Source organism: Acidovorax sp. A1169, assembly GCF_030704685.1.
Lineage (GTDB): Bacteria > Pseudomonadota > Gammaproteobacteria > Burkholderiales > Burkholderiaceae_C > Acidovorax.
On record NZ_JAUZDX010000025.1, the window covers coordinates 68661 to 86318 of the forward strand.

Consider the following 17658-nt stretch of genomic DNA (forward strand, 5'->3'; position numbering starts at 1 on the left):
GATGCGCCCGCTACAACGGGCCATTCTTGAGAACTACCAAGCAGCCTTCTTCGACATGCATGGCACCTTCATGTTTCCGGACGTGTCGCAATCGCCCTACCCCCCACCGCAGCACGCCGCTGCAGCCACGGATAGCCGCTGGGCGATGGGTGTCCCGGCATGGCCGGGTGGCCCCATGCCAGCACGTCGGCAATGCCGCCATGTTCGTCGTTGCGCACCTGCACGATCTGACCCGAGCGCAGTGCGCGCAGCAGCTGCGGCGTGAGGTCGAAGCTGGCGGACAGGCCGGCGTCGTCCAGCGCGGGGATCTTGCCGCGCCGCTCCACGCGGCGGCGCATCTGGTTGTAGAGCGCCCAGGCGGCCAGCACGCAGGCATTCAGCCCGGCAATGGCGACGTAGCCGGCCAGTGTGTCGGCGGTGGCGATCACGGGCTCCAGGCGCGCGGCCAGGCCCGGCCCCTGGTAGCGCACCATCTCGAAGACGCCGCGGCCCACCAGGTAGAAGAAGCCGGTCCAGGCCAGCAGGGTGGCCAGCAGGTCTATCACGCGCATCAGGCGGCCCTGGCGGGTGCGGATCAATGGGTTTTTCATGGGGTGTTGTTGCTCCTGGGGATGCCACGGTCGGGGCTGGTCCAGCGGGCGCGCGACTGGCGCGCCTTGAGCATGACCAGCGGAAAGCTCACCAGGGTGGTGAAGAGGCTCAGCATCCAGTACACCACCGGGTACCAGATCATCCACAGCAGCGTGCTGCGGATGGTGGGCTCGTAGCGCCGCTCGATGGACACGCTGACCGCGAACTGCATGAGGCAGGTGACCGACAGCACCAGCCCGGTGAACGATGGCGGCATGATGGTGGGCACATACAGGTGCTCGGGCATGTCGAAGAACTTGCCCAGCAGGTACAGGATGATGGTCAGCCCGAACATGAAGGCCCATGCGGTGGACATGCAGAACTCCAGCATCAGCAGCCACATGCGCCGGTTGCGCCAGTGCCACATGCCGCGCAGGTTCTTGAGGAACACCTCGGCCCCGCCCTGCGACCAGCGCAGGCGCTGCTGCCACAGGCCGCGCAGCGTTTCGGGCATCAAAATCCAGCACAGCGCGCGCGGCTCGAAGAAGATCGACCAGTGGCGCTTTTGCAGCTTCCAGCTGATGTCGATGTCTTCGGTGATCATGTCCGGGCTCCAGTAGCCCACGTCGTCGAGCGCGCGCCGGCGAAACGCCGCCACCACGCCCGACACCGTGAACACCTGCCCGTACACGCGCTGGGTGCGCTTGATGAGCCCGATGATGGACGAGAACTCCCCCACCTGGATGCGCCCCACCAGCGTGGAGCGGGTGCGGATGCGCGGGTTGCCGGTGACGGCGCCCACGCGCGGGTTGTCGATCAGCGGCGCCACCAGGTAGGCCACCGCATCGCGGTCGAGCAGCGCATCGCCGTCGATGCACACCAGGTACTCGCTGCGCGCAGCCGCCGCGCCCATGCGCAGGGCAATGGCCTTGCCCTGGTTCTGCGCCAGGTGAACCACGCGCAGGCGCGGGTGCTCGGCGGCCAGCGCGTCCAGCACCTTGCCGGTGTGGTCGCTCGACCCGTCGTTGATGGCGATGACCTCGATGTTCGGGTAGCGCTGCGCCAGGGCGGCACGCAGGGCATCGCCGGCGTTGTCGCCCTCGTTGTGGCAGGGCACGAGGATGGACACCAGCGGCTGGCCCGCAAGCTCGGGCGCCGGCACATCGGGCCCCCAGGCCCAGTGGCGCTCCCAGTGCATCCAGTAGTACAGGCCGCCCGCGATCCAGATGCCGGACATGAACAGCGGGTACAGAAACACGAAGTCCAGGATCACATCGCTGGTGAAGGCCGCCTGCAGCGCCAGCGGGCCGGCAATGATGAACACCAGCACCGAGAGCGCAATGGCACGTTGAATGATCATGGCTGCAAGACCCCACTGTTGGAGAGCACGGGGCGCACCGCCGGGATGGCCGGGTGCCCGCTGATGAAGTTGTCGGGGTAGTAACCAAAGCTGCGCGCACCGCGCACCTGCAGCCGGCGCATCCAGTGCGCCAGGCGCTCGCTGGCCACCGGCTGGCCGGTGCGCCAGTCCACGGCCTGCAGCTCGAAGATGGTGCGCTCCACCGCGCCGGGGCGGCGGGTGATGGTGTCCACCACGCGGTCGAGCCAGGCGTCGGTCTCGCCCTCGGGCACCTGCTCCATCAGCGGCATGGCCATGGGGGCCGTCCAGTCGTAGGCGGCCAGAAAGTCGTCCAGGTTCTGCGCGAACCAGGCCTCGCTCTCGGGCGCCAGCATGGGCATGGCGAAGATGTTGCGCGCCGTTTTCACCTGCGGGCCACGGATGGCGCGCACGCGCTCGGCCAGGTGCAGGGTGAAGTCGGTCAGCGCGCGGGTCTTGAACCGCGTCCAGCGCTGGTGCACGGCCGGGTCGGCGCGCAGCTCGGCCACTGTGCCGGGCAGCCCGGCCTGGCGGTAGGCGGCCAGGGCGGCGGGGCTGGCGTCTTCATAGTCCGACAGCAGCGCATCGTCGTGGAACAACACGCCGTCGAACCAGGCACTGCGCGCCAGGTCTTCGTAGATGTCGGTGATGCGCGCACGCGCCGTGGCATCAAACGGCGACAGGCGGCGGTACTGGCCGGGCTCTGCAGTCCGCCCCGGGGGCGCCAGCGCCTGCACGCGCGGCAGAGCCGGGTCGAGGTCGAAGGCCAGCACCGGCATCCACGCATACACCGCTACCCGGCTGCGCGTGCGCAGCTGCCAGGCTACGCGGTTGAACAGGTCGGCACGCATGGGCAGCCAGCGGTTGGGAAAGTACACGCTGTGCACCGTGCCATCGCCCTGCACATCCGCAAAGGCCTGCAGGAACACGGTGTTGACCCCCAGGTCCGAGATGCGCTGCACCAGGTGGTCGAAATTGCGCGTCTGCTGCGCCGGGTCGGCGTCGTACAGGTAATCGAGGTCCACATGGGCCACGCGCAGCACGCGCGGCTCCTGCGTGGCCACCACGGCGGCGGCAAACTGGTCCACCGAGGGGTCGCCCGTCACCAGCAGGCGCGGCGTGTTGAACAGCGTACCGGTGTGGCCCAGGCCCTCGTCCAGCGTCACCGCCATCTGGTAGCCATGGCGCTTGACCACTGCCAGGGCCGTGCCGCTGGCCGTGCCATAGGGCCACACCCAGACCCGCGGGGCCTTGCCGGTGACCTGGCGGATGCGCGCGGTGATGGCGGCCGCGTCGGCGTCCACCCGCGCGGTGAAGGCCTCGTCGCCCTCGTAGGTCGCGCTGGCCGAGTCGTACTGCCGCGCCGCCGCTGCGGGCTGCAGGTTGCCCTGGGGGTTGGCCAGCACGCCCCGGTGCAGGTCGTTGGTGTGCGCGCCCACCTCCACCAGGCCCGATGTGGCCATCTCGGCCACCTGGGCCCAGGTGGCAAAGCGCTCGCGCGGCGTGGGCTGCCCGCCAAAGTCCACCGTCTGCCCGGCGGGGGCATCCAGCCACGCGCCCACGGGCGCCAGCACGGCCGGCCAGCCGGTGGCCTGCAGCAGCGGGTACACCCGGTCGTAAAAGCTGCGGTAGCCGTCGTCAAAGGTCAGCAGCACGGCCTTGGGCGGCAGGGGCGTGCCGCCGTCGCGCGCGGCCAGGATCTGGTCGACCGACACGGGCTGGTAGCCGTTCTCGCGCAGCCAGCCGAAGTGCGCCACCAGGCGCTCGGTGCGCACCGCGAGGTAGCGGGCATCGACATCCGCATCCTGCACGTCGTGGTAGGCCACGGTGACGAAGCTGTTGGCCGGCCAGGGGCGCTCGGCATGGGGCAATGCGCGGTCGCGCGGGTGCATGAAGGGCGGCGCCTGGCTGGCGCAGGCGGAGACGAGTGCCGCGATGGCGAGCAGGGATAAAAGCCGCAGAAACACGGGGATCATGGCAACAGCACCTCAGAATTTGTAGAGCAGGTCGAACGCGGTGCGCACGATGCGCTCGTTCACCCCGTCGTAGGGGCGGCGGGTGACGGACACGGCCAGCCCCAGCTCGAAGGTGTCGTTCATGCGCAGGCGCTGGCCGTAGCCCACGGTGGCCACGTCGCCGGTGCCGTAGCCGCGCTGCGTGTACGCGCCCACGCCCAGCTGCAGGCGCTGGCGCCATTCGGTCTGGTAGTGGCGGTACAGCACGTGCGACACATCCAGCGTGGGCAGCACGAACAGGTCGGACTCGGGCGCGAAGTACGGCCCGCCGGGCTGGCTGTTGCGCGAGTGCGAGAGCTCCAGCACAGCATCGGCAACCACGCCGTAGCGCGTGAAGAGGCGCTCGCGCCCCACCACGCCCACGGCCGTGCGGCGGTTGCCGTCGGAGTAGTCGAGCGCGCCCAGCGACAGGTTCCACTCGCGCCGCTCGTTGGCGCGCCAGCGCAGGCCTGCCGTGGCGCTGTTGGCCGTAATGTCGCTGCGCAGCGCGCGCAGCGGCGTGTCGCGCGACAGGCGCTCGGCCGCGCCGCTCACCTGCCAGTGGTCGCTGAAATCGTGGCGCCCCTCCAACCGCAGGCCCGTGCGCTGGCCGTGGCCAATGTCGTGGGTGGAGAGCTCGCCCTCCAGCGTGTTGTCGCGCACCCGCCACTCGGCCCCTGCGCGCAGGCTGCGGTGCAGGCCGCGCCCCTCGGCAAAGTCGCCGCTGCCAAAGCCGTGGCCGGCAAACAGGCGCCAGTCGTCGGCGAGAGGCGCGCTGTAGCCCACGGTGTCGATGCCGTAGTCGCCATTGCCGATGGTGGGGTTGGGGCTGGACGACAGGCCGCGGTAGCCCGAGATGCGCAGCTCGGGCATGCGGTAGACGCGGCGCAGGCGGTCCAGCCGCTGCGCCTGGCGGTTTTCGGGGTAGCGCGCCATCACGTCGTCGGCCAGCGCATCGGCCTGCCCCCACTCCTGCAGGTCCAGCGCGGTAAAGCCCTGCTGCAGCGCGAGCCCCAGCGCGCGAGGCTCCATGGCCTCGACCAGCTTGAGTTCTTCTTCGGCCCGGCGCGGCCAGGCGCGGCCCCGGTACACGCCCGCCAAAGCGATGCGTGCACCCAGGTGGCCGGGGGCCATGGCCACCATGCGCTCGAAGCGCAGCTGCGCCTCGGGCGTGTCGTCTGCAAAGCTGTGCGCCTGCGCCGCCATCATGGCGGCGCCGGGCCAGGCCCCCTGCCCCGCCGGCAGCCGGGCAAGTGCCTGCGCCGTGCGGTCGGCCAGGGCCACGGCCTGGTCCATGGCCTCGGTTTCCACCAGTGCGTAGAACAGGCCGGTGGTATCGATCACGCTGCCCGCAGGGGTGGCCGGGTCGGCCTGGCTGCGCGCCAGCAGCTCGCTGTAGAGCAGGCGCGCGGCCTCGGCCTGGCGCAGGTACAGGTAGGCACCGGCGGCCCAGCGCAACGCATAGTCGGGCACGGGCACGCCTTCGCGCCGCAGGGCCTCGTACTCGGCCACGGCATCGGCCATGCGGGCGCGCACGGTGAGCGCGCCGATGCGGTCCACACGCATGCGCTGCACATCGCGGGCAGCGTCGGGGTCAGCGCGCCAGGTGGTCAGCGCGCGTTCGTAGTGCAGCAGCGCCCGGTCGGCCAGCGCAAAGCGCTCGCCCTCGCTGCGCGTGGGCGAAAATGACAGCCTCACCAGCTCGGCCCCGATGTCGGCCTGCAGCCGGCGCTGCTGCGCGGTGTTCATGAGCGCGGGGCGCGCATCCACCAGCTGCTGTGCCTGCGTTGGCAGGCCGGCCGACTGCAGCGCATCGGCATAGGCCACCTGCACGGCGTTGTCGTCAGGGGCCAGCGAGCGGGCGCGGCTCACTTCGGCGAGTGCGGCGTAAAAGCGGCGCGCGGCGGTGTGCACATAGGCCAGGGCCAGGCGGCGCTGCGCCACCATGGGCGCATCGGCCACCAGGGCCAGGGCCTGGGCCAGCGCCTGCTCGTCGCGCCCCGCGTCGGCCAGCACCTGCACCTCGCCAATGCGCAGCTGCGCATCGCCCGGCGCCAGGGCCAGCGCGCGGGCGTACACGGCCAGTGCCTCATCCCATTCGCGCAGGTTGCGGTGGGCGCGTGCCACGGTGCCCAGCGTGCTCACCGGCAGCACGCGCTGCAGGCCATGCTGGCGGTACACCTGCACCACCTCGCCGTCGAGCCCGGCCCAGCCGGCGATGTCGATCCAGTCGGCAACCCGGCGCGCGCCATCGGCCGCCAGAACAGGCTGCCCGCGCAGGAAAGCCAGGGCAGGCGTCGTGTCACCCTCGCGCGCGCGCCGAACCATGGCGTCGTAGTCGGCGTCCAACAGCGGAGATGCGTGCGCCAGCGCACAAAGAATGGCGCAGGAGGCCAGGGCGGCCTTCAACGCCATCCCGGCGGGACCGGGCACATAGCGCGCAGCGGCTAGCACCAACCGGCTTCAGGGGCGAAGTCTTGAAGGGATCGAAGGAGGCAGCAGCCAGGCGCAGACGTGGCAGGCACAGGGGCCCGCGCTGCACATGCTGAAAGCAGGGAGATGAATAGCATCAGCCATGGTGGCCGATGAGGGGATGGGGTGCTGTAGCTGGGCGGGCCGCACCCTTGTCAGGAAACAGGCCATGGCCCCGCACCCGCTGCACAGGGCTATTTTTGCGGTATCGCAATCGGCCCGCCCCCGCCGGGCTTCTTACCGTCACCCACGGGGTTTTCACCAAACGCCACCTTCTCGCTGCTCGAGGAGTTCATCACAGCGATGGTGAAGGGCTTGAGCGGCATGAAGTCGAAATCCTTCTCCATCACCAGGTAGCGCGGAATGTTCTGGCCGCCCAGCAGGGCGCTGCTGCCCATCTGCACCTGGCGAAAGCGCCGGCTGGCCGGGTTGGCGGCCTGAAGGCGCCTGAGCTCGCGCGCGGGCAGACCCGTGCGCGGCTGCACAAAATCGCGCTTGGCCGTAAAGCGCACCCAGACGGAGCCGCCGGTAGGGATGGCGGTGGAGTTGACGCTGACCGACTCCAGCACGCTGCCCAGCGGGCTGCGGGGCGTGGGCGGGCCGATGATGTTCAGCCGCAGCTCCAGCTGGAGCGAGGTCTCGCTGCCCTGGTTCTTCACCAGCACCTCGATATCGCGTTTGGAGCCCGCAATCGCCCGGAAATCCATGAACTTCAGGTTCGAGAAGGGGCTGGCGTCGCCCTCCTGCCACTGCGGCGCCATGTTGGGTGCCTGGGCACTTTCCCAGACGAAGCTGTTGTCGTCTTCGTTGGACTCTGGCACGGCGAAGTACGGATCGGCCTTGAACCGAAAGCCCCGCTTCACCCCGAGATCCGCCTTGCTGATGTCTTTGGGCAGCTGCATCGAGAAGCCCTTGACGAACGCTTCCGAGGCCGGGTATGCGCCCAAGCCGTCAACCTCGTAGAGCGTGAACGGCGTAGACCCCGATGCAGAAGCCGCTGTGGGCCCCGGGAACACCTGAAATGACACCTTGAACGGCCCCGCCGCTGCCGTCGGTTTTTGCGGATCGAGCGCGCGCAACTTGGGGTCCCACTTGGTGTCGGCATTGGCGTTGACCACCGTGACGTGGGCAAACCAGGGCTGCTCGGGGTCGTAGCACGGCATGCCGGGCGTTGCCTCTTCCAGGCCATCAAAAAAGATCCGCAGGTTGGATAGCGCCATGGAGCTCCTTCGTCATCGGTGGTGGTGGGAGGGACGCATGTTTGCACACGCAGCCGCCTGCGGCAAGCCCGGCGCGGCGTGCGCAGAGCGTGTCAGGGCTCCACGCGCTCGGCGCCAAGAGCGGCCAACAAGACGCGCCAACCACTCCACACGAGTTTTGCTAGCCGCCAGCCTTGCCGATGGCGGCATGCAGCATCTGCGGCGTGCAGGGCTTGGGCAGCACGTCAAAGCCCAGCTGCGAGATGCTGGCCAGTTGCTCGGCATACCCTGTCATCAGCAGCACCCGCTGCGCAGGCCACTTCTCGCGGATGTGCCTGGCCAGCCCCTCGCCGTTGAGCTCGCCGGGCATCATCACATCGGTCAGCACCAGGTCCGGGCGCTGGCCCTCATCCAGCAGGTAGATGGCCTTGTCGGCGCGGTCGACCCGGGTGACGGTGCAGCCCAGCGACTGCAGCAGGGGCACCAGCGACTCGGCCACCTCGTCGTTGTCTTCCACCACCAGCAGGCGCATGCCCAGCGGCTTGAACGAGGTGTCTGCGGCGGGCTCGTCCCCAGGCGCCCTGGGGGCCGTGCTGGGCAGGTACAGGCTGATCGTGGTGCCCTTGCCCAGCTCGCTGGCTATTTGCGCGTAGCCGCCCACCCCCTGGCAAAAGCCGTACACCTGGCTCAGGCCAAGGCCTGTGCCTTCGCCCACGGGCTTGGTGGTGAAGAAGGGTTCGAACACCTTGTCCAGATCGTCCGGAGCAATGCCGCTGCCCGTGTCGGACACTTCGATGACGACCATCTCGGTCTCCTGGTCCTGCGCCCCGACCCGCTGGCGCCCGGCATTGCGCACGTGGATGGACAGGGCACCGCCCGTGGGCATCGCGTCGCGCGCATTGATGCCCAGGTTGAGCAGCGCCAGCTCCAGCTCGCTCATGTCCAGAAACACGGGCGCGGTCGAAGGGTCCACCTGGACATCCAGCTGCACGCGGCTGCCCATGACCGGAACCAGCAGATCCTGGATCGCCGGGAGCTTGTGCTGCAGCTGCACATACTCGGCCACCAGGGGCTGGCGCCGCGAGAAGGCCAGCAACTGGCGGGTGAGGTTGGTGGCCGACTTCACGGCCCGGGCAATGGATTCGATCTGCCGCAGGGCCGACTCTGGCGCCGTGCGCTTGAGCAGGTGCAGGTTGTTGCTGATCACCATCAGCGCGTTGTTGAAGTCGTGCGCCACGCCACCGGTCAACCGGCCCAGCGCCTCGAGCTTTTGCGCCTGGCGCAGCGCCTCTTCGGCACGCTGGCGGCTTTCGGTCTCACGCTCCAGGTCCTGCAGCGTGTTGTGCGCAGCAAGGGCGCTTTGCAGCGCCGTCCTCGCCGTGATGACCAGCGCGGCCACCGGCAGCGCCCCCATGGCGAACAGCAGCGCCAACTGTTGAAAGAGCTCGCGCAGCGGCACATTCAGTCGCATCGCCGTGGCAACGTACAAAGGGTAGGTGCCCACTTTGCGAAACGCAATGACCCGTTCCTTGAGGTCTAGCGTCGATATGCCCTGCAGGCGTCCCACCTCATCGCCGGCACGCAGTCGCTGCATCACCGGCGCATCGGGCTGCAGCTTGCCAGGCATTGTGGCGCTATAGGGCCAGCGGGTATAGACCGAGCCGTCATCCCGGAAAAGCGTGACCGCCAGGTTCGGCTCGTCCGCCACCAGGTCGCCATAGAAATCGTGGAAGTAGGAAGTGAGCAGCGCCACGTTGATGACCCCGCCAAACTTGCCAGTGTCGTCCTCGAAGGGGATACTGACATTCAGCACCCGCTCGTTGGACGTGCGGGTCACGATCGGCCTGGACAGATGGGGCCCCGTGCGGCCCTGCAGGTGGTGCTGAAAATACTCCCCGTCGGACATATCGACCCGCGGAAACGGGAACAGGCGGCTGCTTGCGATGGGGCGGCCTCGCGCATCCAGGATGAGGATGGACTGGATCTGGGGCTGGTCCACGCTGCGCTTGCGCAGCTCTTCGTGCAGGAAGGCCTCGATGCTGCGCAAAGCCAGCGGGTTCTTGCCGTTGACCAGCGAGAAGGCCTTTTCCGCGACCGCCTCGGACGTGGCCATGACCTTGGAGGCATGCTCGTGCGCAACGCGAAGGGAGCGGGACACCCGGGCGTCGGTTTCGTCCGTGGCCCGCAGGAACCCGACGACCCCGAAGATGGCATAGATCACCAGGGGAACCGCCACGCTCAGAACCGCCATCCGGCGAAGCCAGCGCACCGATTCTGCCGCCTCTTTGGAGCCCTTGTTGCTGGCTCTTTTCATTGTCCACATAGCTTGTTCCTGGGGATCGGGTCCATGAAATTCACCACCGGTGGATGCGCCCGGCGCCAACGCCATGCTCCACGCGCAAGAGGCCGCCGCAAAAGTGCATCGGCCACGCAGATCCCTGTTGCCTTGCGCCATTGGTCCAACATTGCTGCGTACCGCATGGCGACCGGCGGGTATGAATAATAACTTGAAGGTCGCATTTTTGCCGCCCGCATGGCACAAGCCTATGCGGCGCCAGAAGGTCTTTCAGCGCTCTCGGCGCGGGCCCACAGGCTTGCGAGTTCTGCAGCCGTCTGCGGCTTGCCGTACAGGTAGCCCTGCAGCTCGTTCACGCCCAGGCCCTGCAGCAGGTCGGCCTGCGTGGGCGTCTCGACCCCCTCGGCCACCACGCGCTTGTCCAGCGCCTTGGCCAGGGCCACAATGGCGGTGGCAATGGCCAATGCGGGGCGCTCGACGCCAAAGGCAAACACGAAGCTCTTGTCGATCTTGAGCGTATCGAACGGCAGGCGGTTGAGGTAGCGCATGGCCGAGTAGCCCACGCCGAAGTCGTCCAGCGCAATCGCCACGCCGTGGGCGCGTAGCGCCGCCAGACGCGTGACGGCGGCATCCACGTCCTGGATCAGCGCGCCCTCGGTGATCTCCAGCTCCAGCTCGCCGGGGCGGATGCCGAACTCCTGCAGCAGCGCGTGCAGCGCTGCGGGAAACGCCGGGTCGGCCAGTTGCACGGGCGAGAGGTTGACCGACATATGCCGCACGGGCACCAGCGGGTCGGCACGCCACAGCGCAAACTGCTGCAGCGCCTGGCGCAGCACCCACAGGCCCAGCTCGATGATGAAGCCGGACTCTTCGGCCAGCGCAATGAAGGTGTCGGGCGAGACCAGCCCCTTGTCGGGGTGGCGCCAGCGCAGCAGTGCCTCGACCGAGGCGATCTGGCGGTCATTCGCCCGCACGCGCGGCTGGAACACCACGAACATCTGCTGCCCGGCCAGCGCGTGGCGCAGGTCGTGGCGCAGCGCCAGCCGCCCGGCCTGCTCTGCGGCCAGCGCGGGCTCGAACTCCACCAGCACATTGCGGCCCGTGCCCTTGGCGGTGTACATGGCCAGGTCGGCGTGCTTGAGCAGTTCGTCCTGCGAGGTGCCATGCGCGGGGTACTGCGCCATGCCCAGGCTGGCCGCCAGGGGCAGCAGGCGCGGGGGCACGCTGTACGGCACCCGCACGGCCTGCATGACCGATTCGATATCGGCGCGCAGCGCAGCCTGCGCGTCTGCGGGCAGCACGAAGACGAACTCGTCGCCCCCTGGGCGGGCCACGGCCAGTGCGCGGGGGCCTATGCAGTTGCGCAGGCGGACCGCCACCTCGCGCAGCACGCAGTCCCCCACGTCGTGCCCATAGGCATCGTTGATCTCCTTGAAACCATCGAGGTCCATGTACACCACAGCAAAGGGCGTTGCGGCTTGCGCCTGCACCAGCCGGTCAACAGCCTCGACCAGCCCGAAGCGGTTGAGCAGGCCCGTCAGGCTGTCGCGCGTGGCGCGTTCACGCAGTTGCTGCTCGTGCTGCTCGGCGTGCAGGGCCACGGCCAGCCGCTGGCCCAGTGCGGCCAGCTCGCGCCCGGCGCGCCCCTCGGGTGCCGGCGGGCGCTCCAGGCGCAGCCACACCCGCTGGGTGCCGGTGTGCGCAACGGGCAGGTCGTGCCTGGGCCCTTCGCCCCCCGCCGGGTCGAGCCCCTCCCCTGCCTGCAGCAAGCCCGCGTCGCGCGGCGCACCAGCCTCGCGCTGCGCCAGCGTTCCATCGGCCGCCAGGGACAGCACCAGCGGCCGGGGCGCACCGGCCGGCCACTGCACCACACCCACCGGCGCGCCACCCGCCTGGGCGTTCAGGTGCGCGAGCATCAGGTGCACCACCTCGGTGAACGGGCGCTGCCCGATGATGGCCTGGTCCATCTGCGCGAGCACGCGCACGAGCGCAAGGTCGCGCCCCACCTCTTCGGTCATGGCGTTGAAGGAGTCGGCCAGGTCGGTGAATTCGTTGCGCCTGCCGGCGATCTGCACCCTGCGCGTGAAATCGCCCTCCAGCACCGCGCGCGTGCCCGAGGTGAGCGCATCCAGCGGGCGGGTCAGCCTGCGCAGTACCACCGAGCTGCTCACCAGCGCGAGCAAAAATGCGATGGCGGCCACATTGCCCACCAAGGCCGCCACGCCAATGGGCAGGTAGCGCCGCACGTCCGGCTGCAAGGTGGTGGTGATGGTCCAGGCCGGCGCATCGAAATAGGGCGTGAAGAAGATCTCGCGCTGCGTGCGCACCTCGTTGGCGGCCTGCCCCTCTACCCCCTGGCAGAAGGGTGCAGACAACTGCGGGCCCGAAAAGCAGATGCGATGCGTGCCCGACTGCGCGTTCTCCCACAGGTAGTCTGCGGTGAACCGGCCGCGCACCACGGCGCCTGCAAAGGGCACGATCAATTCCACGGTGGGCGCCACCCCGGGCTGTGGGGCGCCCACCACGCGCAAGGTGCTGCGGCCCTGTGGCATCGGCGCAAGCTCCGCCGGGAAAAGCCGGTCCACACTGGCAAAGACGCTCTCGAGCGGCTGGTCCAGCGGCACCGGCCCGGGGCCCTGGCCGGAGGGCAGGCCGTGCACATGCAGCAGGCTTTCTGCGGCGCGCAGCCGGTCGATGAGGTTGATGCCCACGGCCTTGGCCAGCTCGCCACTGAGCTGCGCTGCAGACTGCTGCACGACGTACTCCGTGAGCTGGTAGGCCAGCAGCGTCATGGCCCCCACCGGCACCGCCACCAGCACGAAGAACGTGGCCAGCAGCTGGCGACCCACGCGGCTGTGCAGGATGGCATGGGCCGGACTCAGGCGCATTCAGTAATCCTCGGCGACGCCGATGAAGCTCCCGTTGTTGGCGCGGATGATGTCATCGCGGCTGGCCTTGGCGGTCAACGGCGTCTGGCTCGCGCCATCAGGCCCCATGCTGTACAGGTCATAGTCGCTGTTGAGCGGGTGCAGCGACTTGTCCTTTCGCTTTTGGCCGACCTTGGCGCCATCCATCGACAGGTAGCGATAGGGGTTGCCCCATGGGTCCAGCCGGGTAAAGGGCAGATCGGCCAGGCTTGCCGGGAATACGTGCTTGAAGTTGACGTACCGGTCCAGCATGGCGCTGATTTCCAGGATGTCTTTTTTGGCAGCGGCGACCTTGGCGCGTTCGATGTACGCCTTGTAGCTGGGCATGGCCACTGCCGAAAGCACCCCGATCAGCGTGACCGTGATCAGCAGCTCCAGCAGCGTCACCCCCAGCGCACGCAGGGCCCTTCGATGGGCGCTGCCCAGTCTCATGACCCGGCACCTTCGCAAAATGCGGTGCCCGACACAGGAAACAGGGCCGCAACGCAGACCGTGCATGGCGTGCCCGGACGCGCCAAGGCACCAGTCTCGCTAACATTTTGTTTCATGGCGCATGATATTCCACGCCGTGTTCTCGCCTGCGTAGGACGGATTCGGCGAATCGGCTACCCAGGCACGAACAGCAGTTGCCCACCCTGCGCCGGCCGGTAGGCAAAGCGCCCCGTCTGCACCACCTTGCCGCCCACGCGCGCGGCCCAGGTGTAGTCGCCCACGCGGGTGCCGGCGTTGCCAAAGTCGCTGGGGTAGTCACGGTGCCGGCCCGCTCGCCGCCGCCCTGGGGCTGGGCCGTGGCGGTGGTCGTCTGGCCGCCGGGCATGGCGACGGTGAACTCCACCGGCGCCTGCCGCGCCGCCATCTTGTCGCTCACCCGCCACCCTATGCACCCAGCCGGTCGATCCGCTCCCCGGCCTGCGCCACATGCGCCGACAGCGCACCAATGCATGCAGCAAAGCCCTCGCTGAAACCGCCCTTTGCGTCGCCCTTGCGACCCAGGCCCGCGAGCCGGCCCACGAAATCCTGCGCCAGCGCCAGGGCCTGCCGCCAGGTGTGCGGCGCCACCTGCGGGCCGATGACCAGCGCCAGCGGGCGCACCGGCACCTCGCCCGCCGCCGTGGGCGCAAAGGCCATGGGCGTCATGTCATAGGCCGGCGCCAACTGGTACGGCCGGCCCTGCCCGGCCATGAACGACAAATTGCCGCTGTGCATATCGGTGTTGCCGATCAGGGAGCCAAAGGCCCACAGCAGGCTGGCCGCGTCCACCGCCTCGGGCTGTACCACCCCCTCGCGCGCCAGGGCCGCCACCATCTCGGGCCAGCGCCCGCTGTGGCCGACAAACTCTGCATCCAGGGCGGTCAACGAGTGCAGCGCGCGCCGCCCCAGCGCGCCCACCCGGTCAAAGCGCTCCACCTCCAGAAACCGCTGCCCGCCATGGTCGATGACCTGCGTGCGCGCCGCCGCGATGCCATGGGCACGCAGCACCCGCAGCGCCAGGTGCTCCGCCAGCAACAGGTCGCGCCAGCGCTCGCTCACCGGGCTTTGCACCGCAGCGCTGAACTTGACGATCACATGTGCAGGCTCAGCCATCGCCGCAGCGCTCCCCCGGCTGCTGCCCCCCCACTGCGCATAGGCCGTGAACTTGGGCTGCTCGCCCCCCGCCGACGACCCCGCCTGCTCACCGCGCGCTGCGGCCAGCGCCAGCGCCGCATAGGCCCGCGCCTTGCCGGCCAGCGCAATCGGCACCGGCACGCCCATGTTGACGAACGCCTGCTGCGCCGCATCGCCCACCAGCAGGTTGCCGGGCAGATCCCCCCCCTCACGCAGCAGCGCGCGCATCACGTGCGAGTCGTTCCAGTCGGCCAGCCGCTCTGGCAGCCCCAGCGCGGGCCCATGCCGCTGGTTGTAGGCCCGCCCCAGGTACCCCTGCGGCCGCATGTCGAAAAGCCACCACGGCAGGCCATCCGTGTGACCGTGCACGGCACCATCGGCCTGCGCCATCACGAAGCCTTCGGGGTACACCGGCACCAGGGTGCCCAGCCCCTGCAACCGGCCTTCGGCAGTCACCCGGTAGATCGGCGCCACCAGGTCCGCCCGCGAGGCATCGCGCAGCGCATACTGAATAGATCGCGAAGCCCCTAGACGCAGCACATCCGGCCCCAGCGCCTGCAGCGCCCGGGACACTGTGGGCTGGCTTGTTCCCAGGGCATCCGCCAATGCTCGCGCAGTCTTCAGCCCGCTGCGCAGCAGGTCACGAATCTGGTCGGCGTGGCGGCGGGTGGGGGTTGGCATGCAGGCATCTTAGTTCAATTGAATAGATTGATGAATAGATAGCTGAATAGTAACTAGGAGATCAGCAGGGCAAGAGGCTTGCCCCCTTGGCGGCATGGCGCCATGCCTGCGCACGCACTGCACAATGTGCCCCTGCCCCGCCCTGGCGAGGGCGAACTCCACAGAACGAACGCCAAGGTCAAACAGCATGGATCTCTCTTCAACGGTGGCATGGTCCGTTCCTGTGGCAGGCTGCCTGCTGGCGGCCCTATACGGCCATGGCCGCGCCGAAGCCGGGGCCCAGTCCATCTGGGGCAGTGCATTGTGGGTTGCCATCGTCACCGGCGTCCTCCTTACATTCGTCCAGGTGGTCTTGCATGGCGCCTGCATTGGAGCGCGGTGGTGCGCCGACCAGGGCGACGTCAACATGAGTTATTGGTTTCAGTCTTTCATGGCCATCCCGCTGTACTGGCTTGTGGCGTGCAGTGTTTGGAAGATCAAGCAGTGACAAGACCACCTGACCCCGCCCCAGCGCCGCGTGCGCCACCGGATTGAGCCCCGTCAAGCAAACGTTGACCTTCATCAAGGCGCCCTTGCGGTGGTGTCCAGACAATCGACTGCATCGTCCAGCGGAGCCCAACACCATGCGCCTGAACCTGCCAACCACCGGACAGGAATATGCTGTCCCCAAGGGGCAGACCCTTGTCTCCACCACCGACACGCAGGGGCGCATCACCCACTGCAACGCGGCCTTCGTGGCCGTGAGCGGGTACACGCGCGATGAGCTCGTGGGCCAGCCCCACAACATGATCCGCCACCCCGACATGCCCGAGGAGGCGTTTCGCGACATGTGGGCCACCATCGCCTCGGGCCGGCCCTGGTCGGCCCCGGTGAAGAACCGGCGCAAGGACGGCGACCACTACTGGGTGATGGCCAACGCCACGCCGCTGATGCAGGACGGCCGGCCCGTGGGCTACATGTCGGTGCGCACCGAGGCCACGCGCGCGCAGATCGCTGCGGCCGAGCAGCTGTACGCCACCATGCGCGCAGAAAAGCAGGCCGGGCGGCGCGTGCACGTGCTGCGCTCGGGCCGCGTGGTGCGGCACACGCTGGTGGGGCGCGTGGCGCACGGGCTGGCCACACTGGGCCTGTCGGCCCGGCTGGGGCTGGTGCTGCTCGCGCTGCTGGCGGCCTCGCTGGCCACCGGAATGCTGCTGCCCGGTGCCGCTGGCGGGGCGCTGCAGCTGGCGCTGTTCGGCGCGGCCTGGTGGTACCTGGCGCGGCTGCTGGTGGGGCCCATCGCGGCGCTGACCCTGGCGGCCAACCGGGTCGCGGCCGGCGACCTGACGGCGACTGTGCGCCGGGGCCGCAACGATGAACTGGGTGACCTGGAGCAGGCGCTGGGCCAGCTTTCGTTCAACCTCTGCGCCATCGTGCGCGATGCCCGCGACGAAAGCGAATCCATGCGCCTGGGCGCGCAGGAGATCGCGCAGGGCAACCTGGACCTGTCGGCACGCACCGAGTCGCAGGCCGCCAGCCTGGAGCAGACGGCGGCTTCCATGGAGCAGATCACCGGCACCGTGCGCCAGAGCGCTGACGCGGCCCGCCAGGCCACGGCCCTGGCAGGCCAGGCCAACGCGGCCGCCACGCGCAGCCGCGAGGCGGTGGACAGCGTGGGCCAGACCATGCGCGACATCCAGGGCGACTCTGATCGCATCGGCGAGATCACGCAGGTGATCGACTCCATCGCCTTCCAGACCAACATCCTGGCGCTGAACGCGGCGGTAGAGGCCGCCCGCGCCGGCGAACAGGGCCGGGGCTTTGCCGTGGTGGCCAGCGAGGTGCGCAGCTTGGCCGGCCGCAGCGCCGAGGCCGCCCGGGAGATCAAGCAGCTCATCGACCAGTCTGCCCACCGCGTGGAGCAAGGCCAGCAGCGCACCCGGGTGGCCCAGGCCACCATGGTCGAGGTGGTCGAAGGCGTGCAGCGCGTGAGCGCTGTGGTCGGCGAGATCAGCCACGCCAGCCAGGAGCAGCTGGCTGGCATCTCCGAGGTCAATACCGCCGTGGGACAGCTGGACACCATCACCCAGGAAAACGCGGCGCTGGTGGAGCAGGTGGCGGCTGCGGCGCAGGGGTTGACGCGCACTGCGGGGGCGGTGGCGGATTCGGTGCAGGTGTTTCGGCTGGAGGCGGGGGTGCTGGCACCGGCAGCGCGGCCTGCGGTACCGGGTCAGCGGAGCGCCAGACCCGTGGTGCAGCCGCGTGGCAAGGCATTGAGGGTGGTGTGATGTGATGGGCCGGGCCTCCATGGGGGCCTCGGCCGCTGGTGCGCCAGTGCGGTGATGTTCATTTTTTCGCGATGTTCATGTGGCGTGAACATTGATGCGCGGCGAACATGCGGAGACCCGGAGATCGCGCCAACGTGTCTGATTGCTCGCTGGAGTGTGCGTGTGGTTGCTGCGTGCTTTTGCCAAAAGCGGAGGCCGGGGTGTGCGCCCGGCGGCGCAGTAACTTTCTCTTGGCCGCCAAGAGAAAGTCACCAAAGAGAAGGCGGCCC

At 68.9% G+C, this 17658-nt stretch carries 12 protein-coding genes; 2 read left to right on the forward strand and 10 right to left on the reverse strand.

Translation table 11 applies throughout. The features are described from left to right. Window positions 1-68 precede the first annotated feature (68 nt). The 9 genes from pgaD to yjjJ form a co-directional block, all read right to left on the reverse strand. Window positions 69-590: a poly-beta-1,6-N-acetyl-D-glucosamine biosynthesis protein PgaD gene (pgaD, locus tag QYL93_RS27920; protein ID WP_305746724.1), complete on the reverse strand. Its 522-nt coding sequence runs from the start codon at window positions 588-590 to the stop codon at window positions 69-71. Beyond that, window positions 587-1927 carry a poly-beta-1,6-N-acetyl-D-glucosamine synthase gene (gene pgaC / locus QYL93_RS27925; protein ID WP_305746738.1) on the reverse strand — a complete coding sequence of 447 codons (1341 nt, stop codon included), beginning with the start codon at window positions 1925-1927 and terminating at the stop codon, window positions 587-589. The genes pgaD and pgaC overlap by 4 nt, the downstream gene beginning before the upstream one ends. Next, the gene (gene pgaB, locus QYL93_RS27930) at window positions 1927-3924 is read right to left on the reverse strand and encodes a poly-beta-1,6-N-acetyl-D-glucosamine N-deacetylase PgaB (protein ID WP_305746725.1); all 1998 of its coding nucleotides are present in this window, start codon (window positions 3922-3924) and stop codon (window positions 1927-1929) included. The genes pgaC and pgaB overlap by 1 nt, the downstream gene beginning before the upstream one ends. A gap of 12 nt (window positions 3925-3936) precedes the next feature. Beyond that, window positions 3937-6396 carry a poly-beta-1,6 N-acetyl-D-glucosamine export porin PgaA gene (gene pgaA, locus QYL93_RS27935; protein WP_305746726.1) on the reverse strand — a complete coding sequence of 820 codons (2460 nt, stop codon included), beginning with the start codon at window positions 6394-6396 and terminating at the stop codon, window positions 3937-3939. Between the two features lie 212 nt (window positions 6397-6608). Next, window positions 6609-7634, reverse strand: a complete 1026-nt coding sequence (locus QYL93_RS27940) for a hypothetical protein (protein WP_305746727.1) — start codon at window positions 7632-7634, stop codon at window positions 6609-6611. 160 nt (window positions 7635-7794) lie between these two features. After that, window positions 7795-9927 (reverse strand): hybrid sensor histidine kinase/response regulator, encoded by a 2133-nt coding sequence (locus QYL93_RS27945; RefSeq protein WP_305746728.1) that lies wholly within the window; start codon window positions 9925-9927, stop codon window positions 7795-7797. 230 nt (window positions 9928-10157) lie between these two features. Next, window positions 10158-12797 (reverse strand): bifunctional diguanylate cyclase/phosphodiesterase, encoded by a 2640-nt coding sequence (locus QYL93_RS27950; RefSeq protein WP_305746729.1) that lies wholly within the window; start codon window positions 12795-12797, stop codon window positions 10158-10160. Continuing rightward, on the reverse strand, window positions 12798-13268 hold the full coding sequence (locus QYL93_RS27955) for a prepilin-type N-terminal cleavage/methylation domain-containing protein (RefSeq protein WP_305746730.1): 471 nt from the start codon (window positions 13266-13268) through the stop codon (window positions 12798-12800). Between the two features lie 444 nt (window positions 13269-13712). After that, entirely contained in the window at window positions 13713-15122 is a 1410-nt protein-coding gene (yjjJ, locus tag QYL93_RS27960; protein WP_305746731.1) for a type II toxin-antitoxin system HipA family toxin YjjJ, read from the reverse strand. Window positions 15123-15309: 187 nt separating this feature from the next. Between yjjJ and QYL93_RS27965 the strand changes: the two genes are divergently transcribed. Then, window positions 15310-15609, forward strand: coding sequence for a hypothetical protein (locus QYL93_RS27965; RefSeq protein WP_305746732.1), 300 nt, complete (start codon window positions 15310-15312; stop codon window positions 15607-15609). A 136-nt stretch (window positions 15610-15745) separates the two neighbouring features. Further along, the gene (locus QYL93_RS27970; RefSeq protein ID WP_305746733.1) at window positions 15746-17389 is read left to right on the forward strand and encodes a PAS domain-containing methyl-accepting chemotaxis protein; all 1644 of its coding nucleotides are present in this window, start codon (window positions 15746-15748) and stop codon (window positions 17387-17389) included. A gap of 58 nt (window positions 17390-17447) precedes the next feature. Here QYL93_RS27970 and QYL93_RS27975 read toward each other — a convergent pair. Next, window positions 17448-17658: hypothetical protein (locus QYL93_RS27975; RefSeq protein ID WP_305746734.1), on the reverse strand; the 211-nt coding region annotated here is incomplete at its 5' end.

What these genes read in the sequence shown, in the direction of transcription:
- QYL93_RS27940 (WP_305746727.1), bottom strand. Translation starts at nt 7,634, where the DNA reads ATGGCGCTATCCAACCTGCGGATCTTTTTTGATGGCCTGGAAGAGGCA.
- QYL93_RS27955 (WP_305746730.1), bottom strand. Translation starts at nt 13,268, where the DNA reads ATGAGACTGGGCAGCGCCCATCGAAGGGCCCTGCGTGCGCTGGGGGTG.
- pgaB (WP_305746725.1), bottom strand. Translation starts at nt 3,924, where the DNA reads ATGATCCCCGTGTTTCTGCGGCTTTTATCCCTGCTCGCCATCGCGGCA.
- yjjJ (WP_305746731.1), bottom strand. Translation starts at nt 15,122, where the DNA reads ATGCCAACCCCCACCCGCCGCCACGCCGACCAGATTCGTGACCTGCTG.
- QYL93_RS27945 (WP_305746728.1), bottom strand. Translation starts at nt 9,927, where the DNA reads ATGAAAAGAGCCAGCAACAAGGGCTCCAAAGAGGCGGCAGAATCGGTG.
- pgaD (WP_305746724.1), bottom strand. Translation starts at nt 590, where the DNA reads ATGAAAAACCCATTGATCCGCACCCGCCAGGGCCGCCTGATGCGCGTG.
- QYL93_RS27965 (WP_305746732.1), top strand. Translation starts at nt 15,310, where the DNA reads ATGGATCTCTCTTCAACGGTGGCATGGTCCGTTCCTGTGGCAGGCTGC.
- QYL93_RS27970 (WP_305746733.1), top strand. Translation starts at nt 15,746, where the DNA reads ATGCGCCTGAACCTGCCAACCACCGGACAGGAATATGCTGTCCCCAAG.
- QYL93_RS27950 (WP_305746729.1), bottom strand. Translation starts at nt 12,797, where the DNA reads ATGCGCCTGAGTCCGGCCCATGCCATCCTGCACAGCCGCGTGGGTCGC.